20 protein-coding genes are annotated in these 16,934 nt (G+C 69.3%); 14 read left to right on the forward strand and 6 right to left on the reverse strand.

All coding sequences use genetic code 11. From position 1 onward, the window contains the following. Positions 1-169: 169 nt before the first annotated feature. Positions 170-1,171: a GlxA family transcriptional regulator gene (locus DMC18_RS10760; RefSeq protein WP_110132929.1), complete on the reverse strand. Its 1,002-nt coding sequence runs from the start codon at positions 1,169-1,171 to the stop codon at positions 170-172. Next, positions 1,168-1,713, reverse strand: coding sequence for a cysteine hydrolase family protein (locus DMC18_RS10765; protein WP_110119114.1), 546 nt, complete (start codon positions 1,711-1,713; stop codon positions 1,168-1,170). Before DMC18_RS10765 ends, DMC18_RS10760 begins: the two co-directional genes overlap by 4 nt. A 218-nt stretch (positions 1,714-1,931) precedes the next feature. Between DMC18_RS10765 and DMC18_RS10770 the strand changes: the two genes are divergently transcribed. From DMC18_RS10770 to DMC18_RS10815, 10 genes are all read left to right on the forward strand, one after another. Further along, positions 1,932-2,120: a hypothetical protein gene (locus DMC18_RS10770; RefSeq protein ID WP_110119113.1), complete on the forward strand. Its 189-nt coding sequence runs from the start codon at positions 1,932-1,934 to the stop codon at positions 2,118-2,120. Between the two features lie 37 nt (positions 2,121-2,157). Next, positions 2,158-2,958: a transglutaminase family protein gene (locus tag DMC18_RS10775; protein WP_110119112.1), complete on the forward strand. Its 801-nt coding sequence runs from the start codon at positions 2,158-2,160 to the stop codon at positions 2,956-2,958. Between the two features lie 96 nt (positions 2,959-3,054). Next, entirely contained in the window at positions 3,055-4,275 is a 1,221-nt protein-coding gene (locus DMC18_RS10780; protein ID WP_110119111.1) for an MFS transporter, read from the forward strand. A gap of 152 nt (positions 4,276-4,427) precedes the next feature. Further along, the gene (rpmI, locus tag DMC18_RS10785) at positions 4,428-4,628 is read left to right on the forward strand and encodes a 50S ribosomal protein L35 (protein WP_018061454.1); all 201 of its coding nucleotides are present in this window, start codon (positions 4,428-4,430) and stop codon (positions 4,626-4,628) included. Between the two features lie 15 nt (positions 4,629-4,643). Beyond that, positions 4,644-5,000, forward strand: coding sequence for a 50S ribosomal protein L20 (gene rplT / locus DMC18_RS10790; RefSeq protein WP_058347692.1), 357 nt, complete (start codon positions 4,644-4,646; stop codon positions 4,998-5,000). Between the two features lie 123 nt (positions 5,001-5,123). Then, complete coding sequence (pheS, locus tag DMC18_RS10795; protein ID WP_110119110.1) at positions 5,124-6,197, forward strand: phenylalanine--tRNA ligase subunit alpha; 1,074 nt, start codon at positions 5,124-5,126, stop codon at positions 6,195-6,197. Next, the gene (locus DMC18_RS10800) at positions 6,197-6,565 is read left to right on the forward strand and encodes a hypothetical protein (protein WP_110119109.1); all 369 of its coding nucleotides are present in this window, start codon (positions 6,197-6,199) and stop codon (positions 6,563-6,565) included. Before pheS ends, DMC18_RS10800 begins: the two co-directional genes overlap by 1 nt. Further along, entirely contained in the window at positions 6,562-9,000 is a 2,439-nt protein-coding gene (pheT, locus tag DMC18_RS10805) for a phenylalanine--tRNA ligase subunit beta (protein ID WP_110132930.1), read from the forward strand. The genes DMC18_RS10800 and pheT overlap by 4 nt, the downstream gene beginning before the upstream one ends. Positions 9,001-9,081: 81 nt before the next feature. Continuing rightward, positions 9,082-9,354, forward strand: coding sequence for a GNAT family N-acetyltransferase (locus tag DMC18_RS10810; protein ID WP_110119106.1), 273 nt, complete (start codon positions 9,082-9,084; stop codon positions 9,352-9,354). Between the two features lie 173 nt (positions 9,355-9,527). Then, on the forward strand, positions 9,528-10,406 hold the full coding sequence (locus tag DMC18_RS10815; RefSeq protein ID WP_110119105.1) for a 3-hydroxybutyryl-CoA dehydrogenase: 879 nt from the start codon (positions 9,528-9,530) through the stop codon (positions 10,404-10,406). Positions 10,407-10,416: 10 nt separating this feature from the next. Here the strand turns inward: DMC18_RS10815 and DMC18_RS10820 are convergent, their stop codons facing one another. The 4 genes from DMC18_RS10820 to DMC18_RS10835 are packed head-to-tail and all read right to left on the reverse strand — an operon-like array spanning position 10,417 to position 13,285. Beyond that, the gene (locus DMC18_RS10820; RefSeq protein WP_110119104.1) at positions 10,417-10,797 is read right to left on the reverse strand and encodes a type II toxin-antitoxin system VapC family toxin; all 381 of its coding nucleotides are present in this window, start codon (positions 10,795-10,797) and stop codon (positions 10,417-10,419) included. After that, positions 10,794-11,060, reverse strand: coding sequence for a hypothetical protein (locus DMC18_RS10825; protein ID WP_110119103.1), 267 nt, complete (start codon positions 11,058-11,060; stop codon positions 10,794-10,796). The genes DMC18_RS10820 and DMC18_RS10825 overlap by 4 nt, the downstream gene beginning before the upstream one ends. Positions 11,061-11,096: 36 nt before the next feature. After that, a complete protein-coding gene (gene feoB, locus DMC18_RS10830; RefSeq protein WP_110132931.1) occupies positions 11,097-12,968 on the reverse strand; it encodes a ferrous iron transport protein B in 1,872 nt (623 codons plus the stop codon). Continuing rightward, entirely contained in the window at positions 12,965-13,285 is a 321-nt protein-coding gene (locus DMC18_RS10835) for a FeoA family protein (RefSeq protein ID WP_110119101.1), read from the reverse strand. The genes feoB and DMC18_RS10835 overlap by 4 nt, the downstream gene beginning before the upstream one ends. A gap of 199 nt (positions 13,286-13,484) precedes the next feature. On the opposite strand from DMC18_RS10835, the gene DMC18_RS10840 reads away from it, so the two are divergent. The 4 genes from DMC18_RS10840 (at position 13,485) to DMC18_RS10855 (ending at position 16,873) form a co-directional block, all read left to right on the forward strand. Next, on the forward strand, positions 13,485-14,756 hold the full coding sequence (locus tag DMC18_RS10840) for an EAL domain-containing protein (protein ID WP_110119100.1): 1,272 nt from the start codon (positions 13,485-13,487) through the stop codon (positions 14,754-14,756). Between the two features lie 145 nt (positions 14,757-14,901). Next, entirely contained in the window at positions 14,902-15,369 is a 468-nt protein-coding gene (locus DMC18_RS10845; protein WP_233245206.1) for a nuclear transport factor 2 family protein, read from the forward strand. A gap of 71 nt (positions 15,370-15,440) precedes the next feature. Then, on the forward strand, positions 15,441-16,190 hold the full coding sequence (locus tag DMC18_RS10850) for a methylated-DNA--[protein]-cysteine S-methyltransferase (RefSeq protein WP_110132932.1): 750 nt from the start codon (positions 15,441-15,443) through the stop codon (positions 16,188-16,190). Continuing rightward, entirely contained in the window at positions 16,187-16,873 is a 687-nt protein-coding gene (locus tag DMC18_RS10855) for a 2OG-Fe(II) oxygenase (RefSeq protein ID WP_110119097.1), read from the forward strand. The genes DMC18_RS10850 and DMC18_RS10855 overlap by 4 nt, the downstream gene beginning before the upstream one ends. The last annotated feature ends 61 nt before the right edge of the window (positions 16,874-16,934 follow it).

Below are 16,934 nucleotides of genomic sequence, written 5' to 3' on the forward strand. Positions count from 1 at the left end.
TTCACCGGCCTGAGCTCATTTTTCACCGAGCATCCCCGCGAAGGCGGGGATCCAAGCCGATGTTGCGGTCGATCCACGGCCGCGCCTCATCCTGAAATCCAGTTTGGATCCCCGCCTTCGCGGGGAGACACGGATTTGAAGGTCGCGAACAGCTGAATGTCGATACGCGCTAGGCCAAGGCCTTCGCCGCGCCCCGCGCCGCCTTGGGCGGCGTGGGGTGGTGGCGGCTCCAGACGCGCCGCAGCTGGCGGGTCGAGGCGAAGCCGGCCCGCTCGGCGACGCTTTCCATGTCCAGCCGCGTCGCCGACAGCATCTCGCTGGCCAGCGCCAGGCGCAGGCGGTTGACGTAGTCGGTCAGGTTCATGCCGGCATGGGCGTTGAACAGCCGCGACAGGTGCCGCGGGCTGGCGGCGGCGAGGCCGGCCAGGACCTCCAGGCTCCAGTCGCGGGCCGGGTCGGCGGCGATGGCGTCCTGCACCCGATGGATGGCCGGATGGACGTGGTTGCGCCCCTCCAGCCACGGCGACAGCTGCGGGTCGGACGGTCCCCGGCGCAGATAGACCACCATCTGGCGGGCGATCGACACGGCCTGGGCGGGGCCGCGCAGCCGGGCGACCAGATGCAGCATCAGATCGACGCCCGAGGTGACGCCGGCGCTGGTCAGCCGCTCGCCGTCCTCGACGAACAGGCGATCCTCCAGCACCCGGGCGCTGGGCGCCAGGCGCGCCAGCTCCTCGGTGCAGGCGTGGTGGGTGGTGCAGGCCCTGCCGGCCAGCAGCCCCGCCCGCGCCGCCAGCAGGCTGCCCGAACAGATGCAGGCCAGGGTCACGCCCGGCCGCACGGCGCGGGCCAGCCAGGCGACGATGGCCGCCTCGTCCTCGGCGTCCGCCGCCGAGGCCCCCTCCCCGCCCAGCACCTGGTCGACATTGCCCGAGACGATGACCAGCGCCCCGTCCGGCAGGGCCTCGGGCAGCGGCTGGATCCCGGCCAGCGTCAGGCCGATGGAGCTTTCCACGCTCGGCCGGGCGGCGACATAGGTCACGGCGAAGCCGGGCGCGCCGGGCTCGAAGGTCGCCCGCCGCAGCACCTCCAGCGGTCCGGCCACGTCGAGCAGCAGGGTGCGCGGCGGCAGGACGACGAAGACGGGGATGACGGCGGGCGGCTCGGTCATGCGGCTTCGAGGGCCTCTTCCACGGTGGCGATGCGGGCAAAGCGTTCGTGCAGCACCAGTTCGGTGCGAGCCTTGATGTCGTCGACGGTGAAGACCCGCCCGTGGCGGTCGGTCATGTCGAAGGTCAGGGTGGCCTCGGTGACGTAGTTGACGGCGAAGCCCAGATCCGAGGCGTGGCGGGTGGTGGTCTCGCAGCACTGCTCGGTGCGGATGCCGCTGACGATCACCTTGCCGATGCGGTTGCGGATCAGCCAGACCAGCAGGCCGGTGCCGGCCAGGGCGCTGTGGGCGGGCTTGTGGAAGGTGACGTCGGGCTCGAACGACAGCCCCTCCACCGTGCGCACATGGCCCGAGGCCAGGCTGAACAGCCCCTCGGCCTCGACGTGCAGGATCTGCACGACCGGCAGGCCCCGGGCCTTGGCGCCGTCGATCAGGGCCTGCTGGCGCTCCAGATAGACCGCGGCCACGGCCGGATCCCATGAGGCGCGCTGGCGAAAGGAATCCTGGGCGTCGACGACGATCAGGGCGGTGGCGGCGGACATTTGCGTTGCTCCGTGGCGATGACGATGCCGCAAGCTAGCCTTTGCGTTCAAGGCGAATAAGGAAGCTGACGGACGAAGAGCGGACAGAAAAGGACATCGAGGCTTCGCGCCGGTCTTCGCCCCCTTCACCGCGCCCGCTCGCTTTCGGCGCCGTTCGGCCCCATATGATGGAGCGTGGAGCCCGCCTCGGACTTCGCCGCCGGCGAGGAGCTTCCCCCTTGAGACATCCCCTACGCGCGCCGGAGTACCGCGCGCTGGCCGCCGCCGCTCTCGAAGCGGCCGGCAAATGCGGCCTGCCCCACGTCCAGGCCAAGCACGAGCACGCCGCCCGCACATGGAGCGATCTGGCCGACGCCGAAGACGCCCGCGCGGCGACGCGGGTCCGAATGACGACGTCGGGCGTTTAGCGACGCCACCTTCCGCTCCAGCCTGGAATCCCGCGCGATGCGTCTCTCGATCGACTGCCGCCTGCGCTACGAGGTGCGGACCCCCACCAGCTTCATCCTGGCGATCCAGGCCGCCGACGGCGCCGACCAGGCGGTGCTGGACGAGACCATCCTGCTGCCGCCGGGCGTGAGCGCCGACTTCTTCGTCGACGCCTTCGCCGGCAACCGCTTCATCCGCTTCCTCGCCCAGCCGGGACCGCTGGACATCGGCTACATCGCCCAGGTCGAACGCCGGGCGCAGGTCGATCAGCGCGGCTTCATCGGCGGCGACGTGGTCAACGACCTGCCGGCGACCGTGCTGCCCTATCTGAACCCCAGCCGCTATTGCCCGTCCGACCGCCTGACCGCCTTCGCCCGCCAGACCTTCGGCGCCCGCCCCCAGGGCCTGGGCCAGGTCCAGGCGATCGCCGACTGGATCGCCGCGACCATCACCTACGAGGCCGGGACCAGCAGCGACACGACCTCGGCCATCGACACCCTGGTCGACCGCAAGGGCGTCTGCCGCGACTTCGCCCACATCGGCATCGCCCTGTGCCGGGCGCTCGACATGCCGGCCCGCTTCGCCTCGTGCTACGCGCTCGACCTTCAGCCGGCCGACTTCCACGCGGTGTTCCAAGTCTATCTGGACGGCGCCTGGCGGACCTTCGACGCCACCCGCCGCGCGCCGCTGGGAGGCCTGGTGCCCATCGGCTTCGGCCGCGACGCCGCCGACGTGCCGTTCGCCGCGACCTTCGGCGACGCCCGGTTCGAGGCCAAGTCCATCCTGGTGACGCGGGCGGACGAGGCGCCAGCCGCCTAGCGGGCCTCCCTTCGAATCGTCCGCATCCGGAAACTGACATTTCAGTCGCTTTTCCAAGCCATCGGGCGTAGAGGAGCCGCCTCGAAGGTTCCCGTCATGTCCACGTCTCCTGCTCCGGCAACTGCGCCGGCGCCCGTTCACAGTTCCCGCGCCCTCTACGTCCTGCTGCTGGTGGTGTTCATCAACCTGGTGGGTTTTGGGCTGGTGATCCCGCTGCTGCCCTTCTACGCCAAGGCGCTGAACGCCAGCCCGTGGCAGGTAACGGCGCTGTTCTCGGCCTATTCGCTGGGCCAGTTCCTGGCCGAGCCTTTCTGGGGACGCCTGTCCGACCGCATCGGCCGGCGGCCGGTGCTGATCGTCACCATCCTGGCCAACACCCTGTCCTACGTGGCCCTGGCCTTCGCCCCGACCATCGCCGTGGCCTTCATCATCCGCTTCTTCAGCGGCGCGGCCAGCGGCAACATCTCGACGATCCAGGGCTACATGGCCGACGTCACCCCGCCCGAGAAGCGGGCCGGGCGCATGGGCCTGCTGGGCAGCGCCTTCGGGGCCGGCTTCGTGGTCGGCCCGGCCCTGGGCGGCCTGCTGGCCCACCCGGACGCTGGACGCCTGGGCTTCCAGATCCCGCTGTTCGTGGCCGCGGGCCTGGCGGCGGCCGCCTCGCTGGGCGTCTTCCTGTTCGTGGTCGAGAGCCGCGCGCCCCGCAAGGACGCCCCGCCCCCGCCGCCCCGCCGCGAGGCCCTGAAGGCCGCCTTCGCCCATCCGGTGCTGTCGCGGGTGCTGATGGTCACCTTCGTCTCCACCGCCGCCTTCTCAGGCATGGAGGCGATCTTCGGCCTGTGGACCTCGGCCCGCTTCGGCTGGGGCCCGCAGCAGGTGGGCCTGTGCTTCGCCGTCATCGGCGTGGTGGCCTCGCTGGGCCAGGGCGTGCTGACCGGACGCCTGGCCCGCCGCTACGGCGAGCCCAAGGTGCTGACCACGGGCCTGGCCATCATCTGCCTGTCGATGGCGATCACCCCGTTCGTGCCCAGCGGCCATTTCGTGCCGCTGTTCGTGGGCCTGACCGCCTTTGGCCAGTCGCTGGTGTTCCCGTGCATCGCCGCCCTGATCTCGCGCGCGACGCCGCCCGACCAGCAGGGGGCCATGCTGGGCCTCAACATGGCCGGCGGCTCGCTGGCGCGGATGAGCGGCCCGATGATCGCAGGGCCCCTGTTTGGCCTGACCATGGCGGGTCCCTACTGGTTCGGGGCGCTGCTGACCGTGCCGGCCGTCGCCCTGGCGGTGACGGTGGGCCGCCGCGCCAAGGCCGCGCCGTAAGGGCCTGGGGACTAAGAGTCCGCCAGGCCTTGCTTTTCACCCGGGGTTCCCGTATTCACCCCGCCTTTCCGGAACCGCCTGGCCAATTTGGCATGCCATGGCGGTTCGTCTCGCTATCCAGAGGACGGGGCCGTTAAACGCTCCGACGCGAAATGCCTAAGTTGAAGACGAAGTCGGGCGCCAAAAAGCGCTTCAAGATCACCGCCACGGGCAAGCTGAAGGCCGGCGTCGCCGGCAAGCGCCACCGCCTGATCGGCCACAACGGCAAGTACATCCGCCAAAACCGCGGAACGAAGGTGATGAGCGAGGCTGACGCCAAGACCATCCGTTCGTACCTGCCCTACGGCCTTTAAGAGGAGCGCTGACACATGGCTCGCGTTAAACGTGGCGTCACCGCCCACGCCAAGCACAAGAAGGTTCTTGAACAGGCGAAGGGCTTCTACGGCCGCCGCAAGAACACCATCCGTACGGCCAAGGCCGCGGTCGACAAGGCCGGCCAGTACGCCTACCGCGACCGCAAGGTGCGCAAGCGCGCCTTCCGTTCGCTGTGGATCCAGCGCATCAACGCCGGCGCCCGCACCGAAGGCTTCACCTACTCGCAATTCATCCACGGCCTGGACGTGGCGGGTATCGTGATCGACCGTAAGGTCCTGGCGGACATCGCCGGCAACGACGCCGTCGCGTTCAAGGCCATCGCCGACAAGGTTCGCGCGGCCCTGGCCTAAGGAACTTCCGAGCCTCACCGCTCGAACGATCCTTTAAAAGCCCTCCGGCGCGAGCCGGAGGGCTTTTTGCTGCGCGTTACCCGGTTCCACCCGACGTCAAAACCGCCTAGACGGAACCCCGTCATGACCGATCTCAACACCCTCGAATCCGACGTCCTGGCCCAAGTGGCCGGCGCGGCCGACCTGCAAGCGCTAGACGCGGTCCGCGTGGCCGCTTTGGGCAAGACCGGCTCGATCTCGGGCCTGCTCAAGACCCTGGGCGCGATGAGCCCCGACGAGCGCAAGGAACGCGGCGCAGCGATCAACGCCCTGCGCGACCGCGTGCAGTCGGCGATCACCGAGAAGAAGGCCGCGCTGGAAGCGGCCGAACTCGACGCCCGCCTGGCCCGCGAGACCCTCGACCTCACCCTGCCCGGCCCCTACCGCCGCAAGGGATCGGTCCACCCGACCATGCAGACCATGGACGAGATCGTCTCGATCTTCGCCGAGATGGGCTTCGCCGTGGCCGAAGGTCCGGACATCGAGGACGACTTCCACAACTTCACGGCCCTGAACTTCCCCGAGAAGCACCCGGCCCGCGAAATGCACGACACCTTCTTCTTCAATCGCAAGGAAGACGGCGAACGCATGCTGCTACGTACGCACACCAGCCCCGTGCAGGTGCGCACCATGGTCAGCGAGAAGCCGCCGATCCGCATCATCGCGCCGGGCCGCACCTATCGCGTGGACAACGACGCCACCCACACGCCGGTGTTCCACCAGGTCGAGGGCCTGGTGATCGACAAGGGCATCCACATGGGCCACCTGAAGTGGACCCTGGAGACCTTCCTGGCGCGGTTCTTCGAGACCGACGCGGTGACCACCCAGTTCCGCCCGCACCACTTTCCGTTCACCGAGCCGTCGGCCGAGATGGACGTGCAGTGCGACCGCTCGGGCGGCGAGATCAAGATCGGCCAGGGCACGTCGTGGCTGGAGATCCTGGGCTGCGGCATGGTTCACCCGAACGTGCTGCGCGCCTGCGGCATCGATCCGGACGAGTACCAGGGCTTCGCCTTCGGCGTCGGCGTCGACCGCCTGGGCATGCTGAAGTACGGCATGCCGGACCTGCGCGACATGTGGTCGTCGGACAGCCGGTGGCTCGCCCACTACGGTTTCTCGGGCTTCGCCGCGCCGAACCCCGCCTCGGGGCTCAGCTGATGAACGCGCGTCCGACCATCGACGGCTCGGCCAAGGTCTTCGAGAACTTGGAGATCTCGCTGATCGACCTGTTCCGCGCCCAGCTTCAGGGCGGCGTCAACATGGTCGCCGGCCGCACCTTCAAGAACTGCCGCCTGCACGGGCCGGTGGTGATGCTGGCGCTGGAAGGCGTGACCTTCGACTCGACCAACTTCGGCTTCCACGGCGGCGACATCGCCAATCTCGTTCTGCGCCCGGCCGGTGAAAAGGTCATCGGCGCCCTACCCTTCAAGGATTGCGCCTTCATCGGCTGCCAGTTCTTCGCGGTCGGCTTCACCGGCCCCGAGACCTTCCTGCAGCAGATCCTGGCGTTGGAAACCACGCAATGAAGTTCACCCTTTCCTGGCTCAAGGATCACCTCGACACCGAAGCGACCGCCGCCCAGGTGGTCGCCGCCATGACCATGGCCGGCCTCGAGGTCGAGCACGTCACCGACCCTGCCGCCAAGCTGGCCGCCTTCAGCGTCGCCAAGATCGTCGAAGCCGTTCAGCACCCCAACGCCGACCGCCTGCGCGTCTGCCAGGTCGACACCATCGACGGCCGCAAGGAGATCGTCTGCGGCGCCCCGAACGCCCGCGTCGGCCTGACCACCATCTACGCCCCGATCGGCGCCTATGTGCCCGGCCTGGGCGTCACCCTGGTCGAGAAGCCGGTGCGCGGCGTCGTCTCCAACGGCATGCTGTGCTCGGGCTCCGAGCTGGAGGCCGACGACGGTTCGGAAGGCATCCTGGAACTGTCCGGCGACCTGGCCGTGGGTACGCCCGCCGCCGTGGCGCTGGGCCTGGAAGCCGTCATCGACTTCGAGGTCACCCCCAACCGCCCCGACTGGCTGGGCGTCGCCGGCATCGCCCGCGACCTGGCCGCCGCCGGCGTGGGCAAGCTGAAGGACCTGTCGATCGCGCCGGTCGCCGGGACCTTCCCCTGCCCGATCACGATCGAAGTCGACGGCGAGGCCTGCCCGGTATTTGCCGGCCGCCTGATCAGGGGCGTCAAGAACGGCCCCTCGCCCCAGTGGCTGCAGGAGCGCCTGAAGGCCATCGGCATCAATCCGAAGTCGGCCCTGGTCGATATCACCAACTACATCTCCTACGACCGCGCCCGGCCGCTGCACGTCTATGACGCGGCGCTGCTGTCGGGGACCAAGATCGAGGCGCGCCTGGGCCGCCACGGCCTGAACGGCGACGAGCACCTGATCGCGCTGGACGGCAAGACCTACGAGCTGACCCCGGCCATGTGCGTCATCGCCGACGCGGGCGGCGAGCGCCCGATCGGCCTGGGCGGCGTCATGGGCGGCGAGAGCACGGGCTGCTCGGAAGCCACCGTCGACGTCTTCGTCGAGAGCGCCTGGTTCGAGCCGATCCGCATCGCCCAGACCGGCCGCGAGACCGGCATCAACAGCGACGCCCAGTACCGCTTCGCCCGCACGGTCGACACCGGCTCGGTCGTGCCGGGCCTGGACCTGGCCACCAGGCTGATCCTGGAGCTGTGCGGCGGCGAGGCCTCGGAAGTCGTCATCGCCGGCGAGGCCCCGGCCGCGCCCGGCCCGATCCTGTTCGATCCGGCCTATGTGCAGGCCCTGTCGGGCCTGGAGATCGCGCCGGAAAAGAGCCTGGAGATCCTCCAGGCCCTGGGCTTCAAGGTCGAGCCGCCCAAGGATGTGCCCGTCGCCGAGTTCGCCACCCACGCCGAGAGCGTGGTCTGCGTGACCCCGCCGAGCTTCCGCCGCGACGCCCACGGCAAGGCCGACCTGGTGGAAGAAGTGGCCCGCATCGCCGGCTACGGCGCCCTGCCCTCGACGCCCCTGCCCGAGGTCGCCCGCGCCGTCGGCGGCGTGCTGACCCCGCGCCAGGTGCGCGCCCGCGCCGCCCGCCGCGCCCTGGCCGCGGCCGGCTACGCCGAGGCCGTGACCTGGAGCTTCACCAGCCGCGCCACCGCCCAGCTGTTCGGCGGCGGCGCCGACGCCCTGGTGCTGGCCAATCCGATCGCCTCGGAACTGGACTGCATGCGCCCGTCGGTGCTGCCCAACCTGATCGAGGCCGCCGGCCGCAACGCCCGCCAGGGCTTCCCGGACGCGGCCCTGTTCGAGGTCGGCCCGGTGTTCCTGGGCGATGGTCCCAAGGACCAGCGCACGGTCGTCGCCGGCATCCTGGCCCCGCGCCCGCCGCGCGCCTGGGACAAGCGCTCGGCCGAGGACGTGTTCACGATCAAGGCCGACCTCTTGAACCTGCTCGAGGAGATCGGCGCGCCGGTCGCCTCTCTGCAGACCGCGCAAGGCTCGGCCTCGTCGTGGTGGCACCCGGGCCGCTCGGCCCGCCTGCAGCTGGGCCCCAAGGCGGTGATCGCCGAGTTCGGCGAGATCCACCCCGCGGTGCTCAAGGCGCTGGACGTCGCCGGCCCGGTCTACGGCTTCGAGATCACCCTGGAGGCGATCCCCGAGCCGAAGAAGAAGGCCGTGAAGACCAAGCCGGCCTTCAGCCCGTCGGCCCTGATGCCGCTGAGCCGCGACTTCGCCTTCGTCGCCGACAAGGCCAAGGCGGCCGGCGACCTGGTGAAGGCCGCGGCCGGCGCCGACAAGGCCCTGATCGCCTCGGCCCGCGTCTTCGACGTCTACGAGGGCCCCGGCGTGCCGGAGGGCTCCAAGTCGGTGGCCATCGAGGTGCTGGTCCAGCCGCGCGACGCCACCCTGACCGACGCCGAGATCGAGGCCCTGTCGGCCAAGGTCGTCGCCGCGGTCGAGAAGGCGGGCGGCAAGCTGCGGGCTTGATCCCGTCTCGTTGAGCGCCATGTGAGGGGCGAAGGTGATGCTGCGCTGCATCCACCTTCGCCCCTTTCGCGTTTCAGGCCCATGAGCGACGACCTCTTCAGCCACAACCCCGCCAAGAGCCGCTACGAGCTGGACGTCGACGGCCTGATCGCCTTCGCCGACTACCAGCGCAGCGGCCATCGCCTGGTCATCCCGCATGTGGAGGCCGATCCCGCCCTGCGCGGCACCGGGGCCGCCGGCCGCCTGATGGTCAAGGTCGCCGAGGTGGCCCGGGCCGAGGGCATGCGGATCACCCCGCTTTGCTCCTACGCCGCCGCCTGGCTGCGGCGAAACGACCCCGAACTGATCGCCTGACGCCTTCCGACAGGCGGATAATCCGGGAACAGGACGGGGAACGTCGCTCACCCGACGTTTGCGGCGCAGCAAAGCCCTTGGCGAGCGTGCGGTTCCTCGTGCTAGAACTTCGGCGACGGTACAGCGCGCCCTGCCGGGAGCTTGCGCGATCGTGAGCGAAGGCTTGGATTTTCATGGTTGATATCAAGACGGTCGGCGTAATCGGCGCCGGTCAGATGGGTTCGGGCATCGCCCATGTCTGCGCTCTCGCGGGCTACGACGTCCGCCTGCACGACATCTCGCGCGAGCGCATCGACGCGGGCCTGGCCCTGATCGAAAAGAACCTCGCCCGCCAGGTCACCCGCAACATCATCGACCAGGACGCGGCCGACGCCGCGCTGGCCCGCATCGCGGCCGCCGAGGCCATCGAGGCCATCGGCCAGACCGATCTGGCGATCGAGGCCGCCACCGAGAACGAAGAGCTCAAGAAGGCCATCTTCCGCGGTCTGCAGCCGCACCTGAAGCCCGACACCCTGCTGGCCTCGAACACCTCGTCGATCTCGATCACGCGCCTGGCCTCGGCCACCGATCGCCCCGAGCGCTTCATCGGCCTGCACTTCATGAACCCCGTCCCGCTGATGAAGCTGGTCGAGATCATCCGCGGCATCGCCACCGACGTGCCGACCTACGAGACGGCCGTGGCCTTCGCCAAGTCGCTGGGCAAGATCACCAGCAACGCCGAGGACTTCCCCGCCTTCATCGTCAACCGCGTGCTGGTGCCGATGATCAACGAGGCGATCTACACGCTGTACGAAGGGGTCGGCACGGTCGACGCCATCGACACCGCCATGAAGCTGGGCGCCAACCACCCGATGGGCCCGCTGGAGCTGGGCGACTTCATCGGCCTGGACACCGTGCTGAGCATCATGAACGTGCTCTACGAAGGCCTGGCCGACAGCAAGTACCGCCCCTGCCCGCTGCTGGTGAAATATGTCGAGGCCGGCTGGCTGGGCAAGAAGACCGGCCGCGGCTTCTACGACTACCGCGGCGAGGTCCCGGTCCCGACGCGGTAGAGCGCGTCGGTTACCAGTGGATCGGGACATCGTAGGCGCCCAAGGCGCCATCGATACTGAGGATCGGCGCCTTGTCGTTGATCGCTTGAGCGACGATCAGCCGATCCCAAGGATCGCGATGGTGCGTAGGTAATCTTCCGGCGACGACGGCGTCCGCTGGGTTGACGTCACGCCATAGAAATCCGGCTGCGGTCGCCGCTGTCAGAAGATCGGCGGGCAATCTCTGCAATAACGGGTCGCGTCGCCGCTTGAACTCGATCTCGTAGGCGCTGACCGCGCTTACGTAGATCTTCACGTCGATGTCGCCAAGAAAACCACGCGCCGACGGCGAGAGACGATCGACATCGGTCCACCACCAAATCAGTACGTGGGTGTCGATCAGCAGCTTCATTTTTCAGTTGGGAAGATCGGCCCGTCGGCGGCCTCTTCCAACTCGGGATCGGGACGCAGAAAAAGATAGGGATCTTCGAGCTTGCCCAGATGCGCGTATAGGCCGGGAATGCGCCGTCCCCGTACTCGCGGCTCAGTTTTCGCGAGGTTGAGCGTCGCTACGTCCTCGCCGTCCTGCGTCAGCAGGACCTCCTCGCCAGCCCGGACACGGGCGACGAGTTCAGCCATCTGACCTTCTTTTCCGATGTCGAACCGGATCGTCATGGGCGAAGCCTAACACGGCCTCGCCCGCGCGACGACTCACCCCGCCCCGAGCGCCACGGCCACGTGGTAGACGACGAAGGCCGCCAGGTAGGCCAGGGCGACCATGTAGACGAACATCACCGTCGGCCAGATCCAGCTGTTGGTCTCGCGCTTGACCACGCCCAGGGTGGGCATGCACTGCGGCGCGAAGACGTACCAGGCGAGGAAGGCCAGGGCCGTGGCCAGCGACCACTGGCTGTTCAAGGTGGCCGACAAGGCGTCGGTGGAGCCGTCGGCCCCGCCCACGGCGTAGACCGTGCCCAGCGCCGCCACGGCGACTTCGCGGGCCGCCATGCCGGGGATCAGGGCCACGGTCATTTGCCAATTAAAACCAATGGGCTGCATGACGGGGGCCAGGAAATGGCCCAGGCGCCCGGCGATGCTGTAGTCGATGGCCGGCCCCGTCGCGCCTTCCGGCGGATAGGGGAAGGTCGACAGCACCCAGACCAGCACCATCAGAGGCATGATGATGCGGCCGGCGCGGTTCAGGAAGATCTTGGCGCGGGTCCACAGGTTGAGCAGCAGGTTGCGCGGCTCGGGCCAGCGATAGGTCGGCAGCTCCATCATGAACGGCTCGACCGTGCCCCGCCAGAAGATGCGGCGGATGACGAACGACACCAGCAGGGCGAAGACGATGCCCGCGGCGTAAAGGCCGAACATCACCAGGCCCTGCAGCGACAGGCCGTTGACCGTGGTCCGCGGGATGAAGGCGCCGATGATCAGGGTGTAGACCGGGATCCGCGCCGAGCAGGTCATCAGCGGAGCCACCAGGATGGTGGTGAGCCGGTCCTGCTTGTTGTCGATCACCCGCGTGGACATGATCCCCGGGATCGCGCAGGCGAAGCTCGACAGCAGCGGGATGAAGGCCCGGCCGTGCAGGCCCGCCCCGCCCATGATCTTGTCCATCAGGAAGGCCGCGCGGGTCATGTAGCCGCTGTCTTCCAGCAGCAGGATGAAGAAGAACAGAATCAGGATCGGCGGCAGGAACACCAGCACGCTGCCGACGCCGGCGATCAGGCCGTCGGCGATGAAGCTGGAAAGCAGCCCCTCGGGCAGGTGGGCGGTGACGAAGGCGCCGAGCGCGGCGAAGCCGCCGTCGATGGCGTCGGCCGGGATGGTCGCCCAGGTGAACACCGCCTGGAACATCACGAACAGCAGGGTGAACAGGATCGCCAGGCCCGCCACCGGATGCAGCAGCACCGAGTCGATCTTGCCGGTCACCGTGTCGGGCCGCTCGGGCGGGCGCACGCAGGTCTTGAAGATGCGCTGGGCCTCGGCGTGGGCGGCGCGGATCTCGCCGGCGCTCGGCTCGCGCCAGGTGTTGTCGACGGCGTTCGAGTGGGTCAGCGTCAGGGTGTAGACCTGGGTCAGCAGTTCGTCGAGGCCGCGTTTGCGGGTCGCCACCGTGGTCACGATCGGCGCGCCGACCTCGCGGGCCAGCTGCTCCAGATCGATCCGCAGGCCCTGGCGCTGGGCGATGTCGAACATGTTGAGGGCCAGGACGAACGGCCGGCCGACCTGCTTCAGTTCGAGCACCAGGCGCAGCACCAGGCGCAGGTTGGTGGCGTCGGCCACGCAGACCAGCACGTCGGGCGCGGTCTCGCCGGCCAGGCGGCCCAGCACGGCGTCGCGGGTGACGACCTCGTCGGGGCTGCGGGCGCGCAAGCTGTAGGTGCCCGGCAGGTCGAGCACGCTGACGGTGCGGCCGCCCGGCGTGACCAGCTGGCCTTCCTTGCGCTCGACGGTGACGCCAGCGTAGTTGGCGACCTTCTGGCGGGCCCCGGTCAGGGCGTTGAACAGCGCGGTCTTGCCGGAATTCGGATTGCCGACCAGCGCGATGCGCGAGGGCCGGATAGCGGTGTCGGTCAAAGCGTCTTTCCGTCGAACTGAACGGTCACAGCGCGCGCCTCGCGGCGGCGCAGGGCCACGCGGGTGTCGTCCACCCTTACGGCGATGGGATCACGGCCAAAGAGGCCTTCCTGCAGAATCTCGATGCGCGCGCCCTCGACGAAGCCCATCTCCAGCAGGCGGCGCTCCAGCTCCTCGGCGGCCACCGCCTCGGGCGAACCGGTCTCGCCGCGCACCGCCACGATCACGCCCTTGTCGCCTCGCGCGGCCGTGCTCAGGGCGCGGGTCGGGGCGTCGGAAGCTATGGAGGCGTCGGCGGTGAGGACGGCGTCGGTCATCTGGGGCCTCGCGGCGAAAACTTGCGAACGGTTATCAGCCCTAACCGCCACTGTCGACGAAAGGATGGCCGCCGCGAACGGTGGTCTCGAAAAAAATCAACAGGGGATGCGCGGCGTAATGGCCCAGCCGCGTTAATCTATTCGACTCAAGGCCGCAGCGGTTGCATTAATTTTTGCAAGCGATTCGTAGGGACCTGAAATGCGAAGGCTAAAGCTGGCTCTTCTGACCGGCGCCTATCTCTGCCTGGCTCTGATCGTCTCCCTGCTGCTGTGGCGCATGGGCGCGACCCCTGCTGTCGGCCTCTCGGCCTTCATCGGGTCGCTGGGCCTGTGCTTCGCTTTCCACGGCATCATCAGCAACGTCTTCGACAACGCCCAGCTGAAGCTGGACATCGAAACCGTGCGCGAAGCCCATTCCATCCTGGTCGAGCAGATCGAGAAGATCGACGCGCGCATGACCACCCTGGTCGAAACCGTCGCCGAGGACGCCGAGAAGCGCTCGGCCGAACTGACCAGCGAGGTCCACCAGCTCGAAGACCTGATGCAGCGCATGAGCGAGCGCCTGGAAAGCCAGCTGACCCACCAGGTCGCGGCCGCCCGCCACAGCGCCAGCGCCAACGCCCGCGTCGCCGCCCCGGTCAACGCCATGCTGGAGATCGTCCAGGACGCCCTGGCCGAGAACCGCGTCGATCTTTACCTGCAGCCGGTCGTCAGCCTGCCCCAGCGCCGCACCGTCTTCTACGAAAGCTTCTCGCGCCTGCGCGACGAGACCGGCCGCGTGATGATGCCGGCCGAGTACCTGGCCGTCGCCGAGTCCGAAGGCCTGATGACGGCCATCGACAACCTGCTGCTGTTCCGCTGCGTGCAGATCGTCCGCCGCCTGGCCAAGCAGGACCGCAAGGTCGGCATCTTCTGCAACATCTCGCTGGCCAGCCTGGCCGACGAAAGCTTCTTCCCGCAGTTCCTCGAGTTCCTTCAGGGCCACAAGGACCTGGCCGGCTCGCTGATCTTCGAACTGGGCCAGACCGCCTTCAACCAGCGCGGCCCGGTCGAGGCCCGCCACATGGCCCGCCTGGCCAGCCTGGGCTTCCAGTTCAGCCTCGACAAGATCGTCGACCTGGACCTCGACTTCCAGGACCTGGCCCGCGCCGACGTCAAGTTCGTCAAGGTCGGCGCCGAGATGATCCTCGAGCAGCTGGAAGAGCAGGACGGCAAGCTGGTGCTGAGCTCGCTGCCCGACCTCAACGCCGCCGACTTCGCCGCCCTGATGCGCCGCTACGGCGTCGAGGTGATCGCCGAGAAGGTGGAGAGCGAGCGCCAGATCGCCGAGATCCTCGATCTCGACATCGGCTACGGTCAGGGCCACCTGTTCGGCGAACCGCGGGCCATCCGCGACGCTGTGCTGGCCGAGACCGCCCCGCCGGCCGACTTCGTCCAGGCCCCGCTGCGCCGTCGCGCCGCCAACTGGTAGGCCTTCCCGCAAGCTGATCCTTTCGACCGCCGTCCGGGCCACCCCGGGCGGCGGTTTCGCATTAAGCCTGCGTCATGAGCCGCAATTCACTCGGCTCTCGCCCCCTGCCCGGCCAAGCTCCTGGCGACATGCCAGGGAGGGGATCATGCGCAAGGCGATGATGGCGGCGGCGCTGCTGGCGGCGATGGGCGGGGCGAGCACGGCATGGGCGGCCGAACCGTCGCTGACCGAGACGATCACGGCCCAGGACCGCAAGGTCTTCGACGCCTACAACGCCTGCGACCTGGAAACCTTCGGCGCGGCCTTCGCGCCGGACGTCGAATTCTATCACGACGAGGGCGGCGTCACCTGGGAGCGCCAGTCGGTGATCGACAACACCCGCAAGTACATCTGCGGCAAGGTGCGGCGCGAACTGGTCCCCGGCACGCTGCGCATCTATCCGATCAAGGACTTCGGCGCGGTCGAGGAGGGCGAGCACCGCTTCTGCCAGAAGGACCAGGGCTGCGCCGGCATCGCCAAGTTCGTCATCGTCTGGAAGCGGCAGGGCGAGACCTGGATCGCCACGCGGGTGCTCAGCTACGGCCATCGCACGGCCACGGCGGAAGAACGCTGAGACCGCAAGCATCGGAATGACGGGCGCGGGCGACGGCGCGATGGTGGGCTCAGATCCGAAAGGAGCCCGACATGACCACCGCCGATCCCACTCCCGCCTACCCCACCGACGAAGCCCGCTGGGCCGCGATCGAGCGCCGCGACCGCGCCGCCGACGGCGCCTTCTTCTGCGGCGTGCGCACCACCGGCGTCTATTGTCGCCCCAGCTGCTCGGGACGCCCGCTGCGCAAGAACGTCGCCTTCTACGACACCCGCGAGGCCGCCCGGGCGGCGGGCCTGCGTCCCTGCCTGCGCTGCCGGCCCGACGAGCCGATCGAGACCCTCAGCTACGGCTTCGGCGAGACGCCGCTGGGCCTGGCCCTGGCGGCGACCTCCGAAACGGGCCTTGCCCTGCTTATCATGGGATGGGACCGCGCCGAGATGCGCGAGGACCTGGCCGCCCGCTTCCCCCGCGCCCGGCTGGTGGAGGATGACGCCGCCGCCGGCCCAGCCCTCGCCGCCCTGGTCGCCGCCATCGACAGCGGCCGCCCGGGCGACCTGACGCTCCCCCTTGCCCTCGACGAGCGCGGCACGGACCTGCAGCGCGCCGTCTGGAAGGCTCTGCGCGACATCCCGGCCGGAACCACCGCCTCCTACGCGCAAGTGGCGCGCGCCATCGGCCGGCCCTCGGCCGTGCGGGCCGTGGCCCAGGCCTGCGGGGCCAATCCGGTCGCCGTGCTGACGCCCTGCCACCGGGTGGTGCGCTCGGACGGCGGGCTTTCCGGCTACCGCTGGGGCGTCGAGCGCAAGCAGGCCCTGCTGGCGCGGGAAGCCGCTGCATGAACCTGGACTGGACCCGCATCGCCGCCGAGCTCGACGCCCGCGGCTGGGCGACCACCGGCCCGGTGCTGACGCCGGAGACCTGCGGCCGCCTGGCCGGGCTCTATGCCGAGGAGGCGCCGTTCCGCAGCCGGGTGGTCATGGCCCGCCACGGCTTCGGACGCGGCGAATACAAATACTTCGCCTATCCCCTGCCCGAGACGGTGCAGAAGCTGCGGGCCGGCCTCTATCCGCCGCTGGCCCGCATCGCCAACGGCTGGATGCAGCGGCTGGGCGAAGAGCGCCGCTTTCCAGACGACCTGGCGGGGATGCTCGACCGCTGCCACGGCGCAGGCCAGGTCCGGCCGACGCCCCTGCTGCTGACCTATGGCCCCGGCGACTACAACTGCCTGCACCAGGACCTCTACGGCGAGCACGTGTTTCCGCTGCAGGCCGCCTTCCTGCTCGACGAGCCGGGGCGCGACTTTACGGGCGGCGAGTTCGTGCTGGTCGAGCAGCGCCCGCGCCAGCAGTCGGCCGCCCAGGTCGTGCCGCTGGCCCAGGGCGAGGGCGTGATCTTCGCCGTGCGGGAGCGGCCGGCGGAAGGCGCGCGCGGCGTCCATCGCCGGATCCTGCGCCACGGCGTCAGCGAGGTGCGCGGCGGAACGCGGCGTACGCTCGGCGTGATCTTCCACGACGCGGCCTGAGCCCCACGCGAAAAGGCCCCGGAGCATGCTCCGGGGCCCTGTCGTTTCACGCCTTCTGCGT

Source organism: Caulobacter sp. D5 (genome assembly GCF_003185805.1).
GTDB lineage: Bacteria > Pseudomonadota > Alphaproteobacteria > Caulobacterales > Caulobacteraceae > Caulobacter.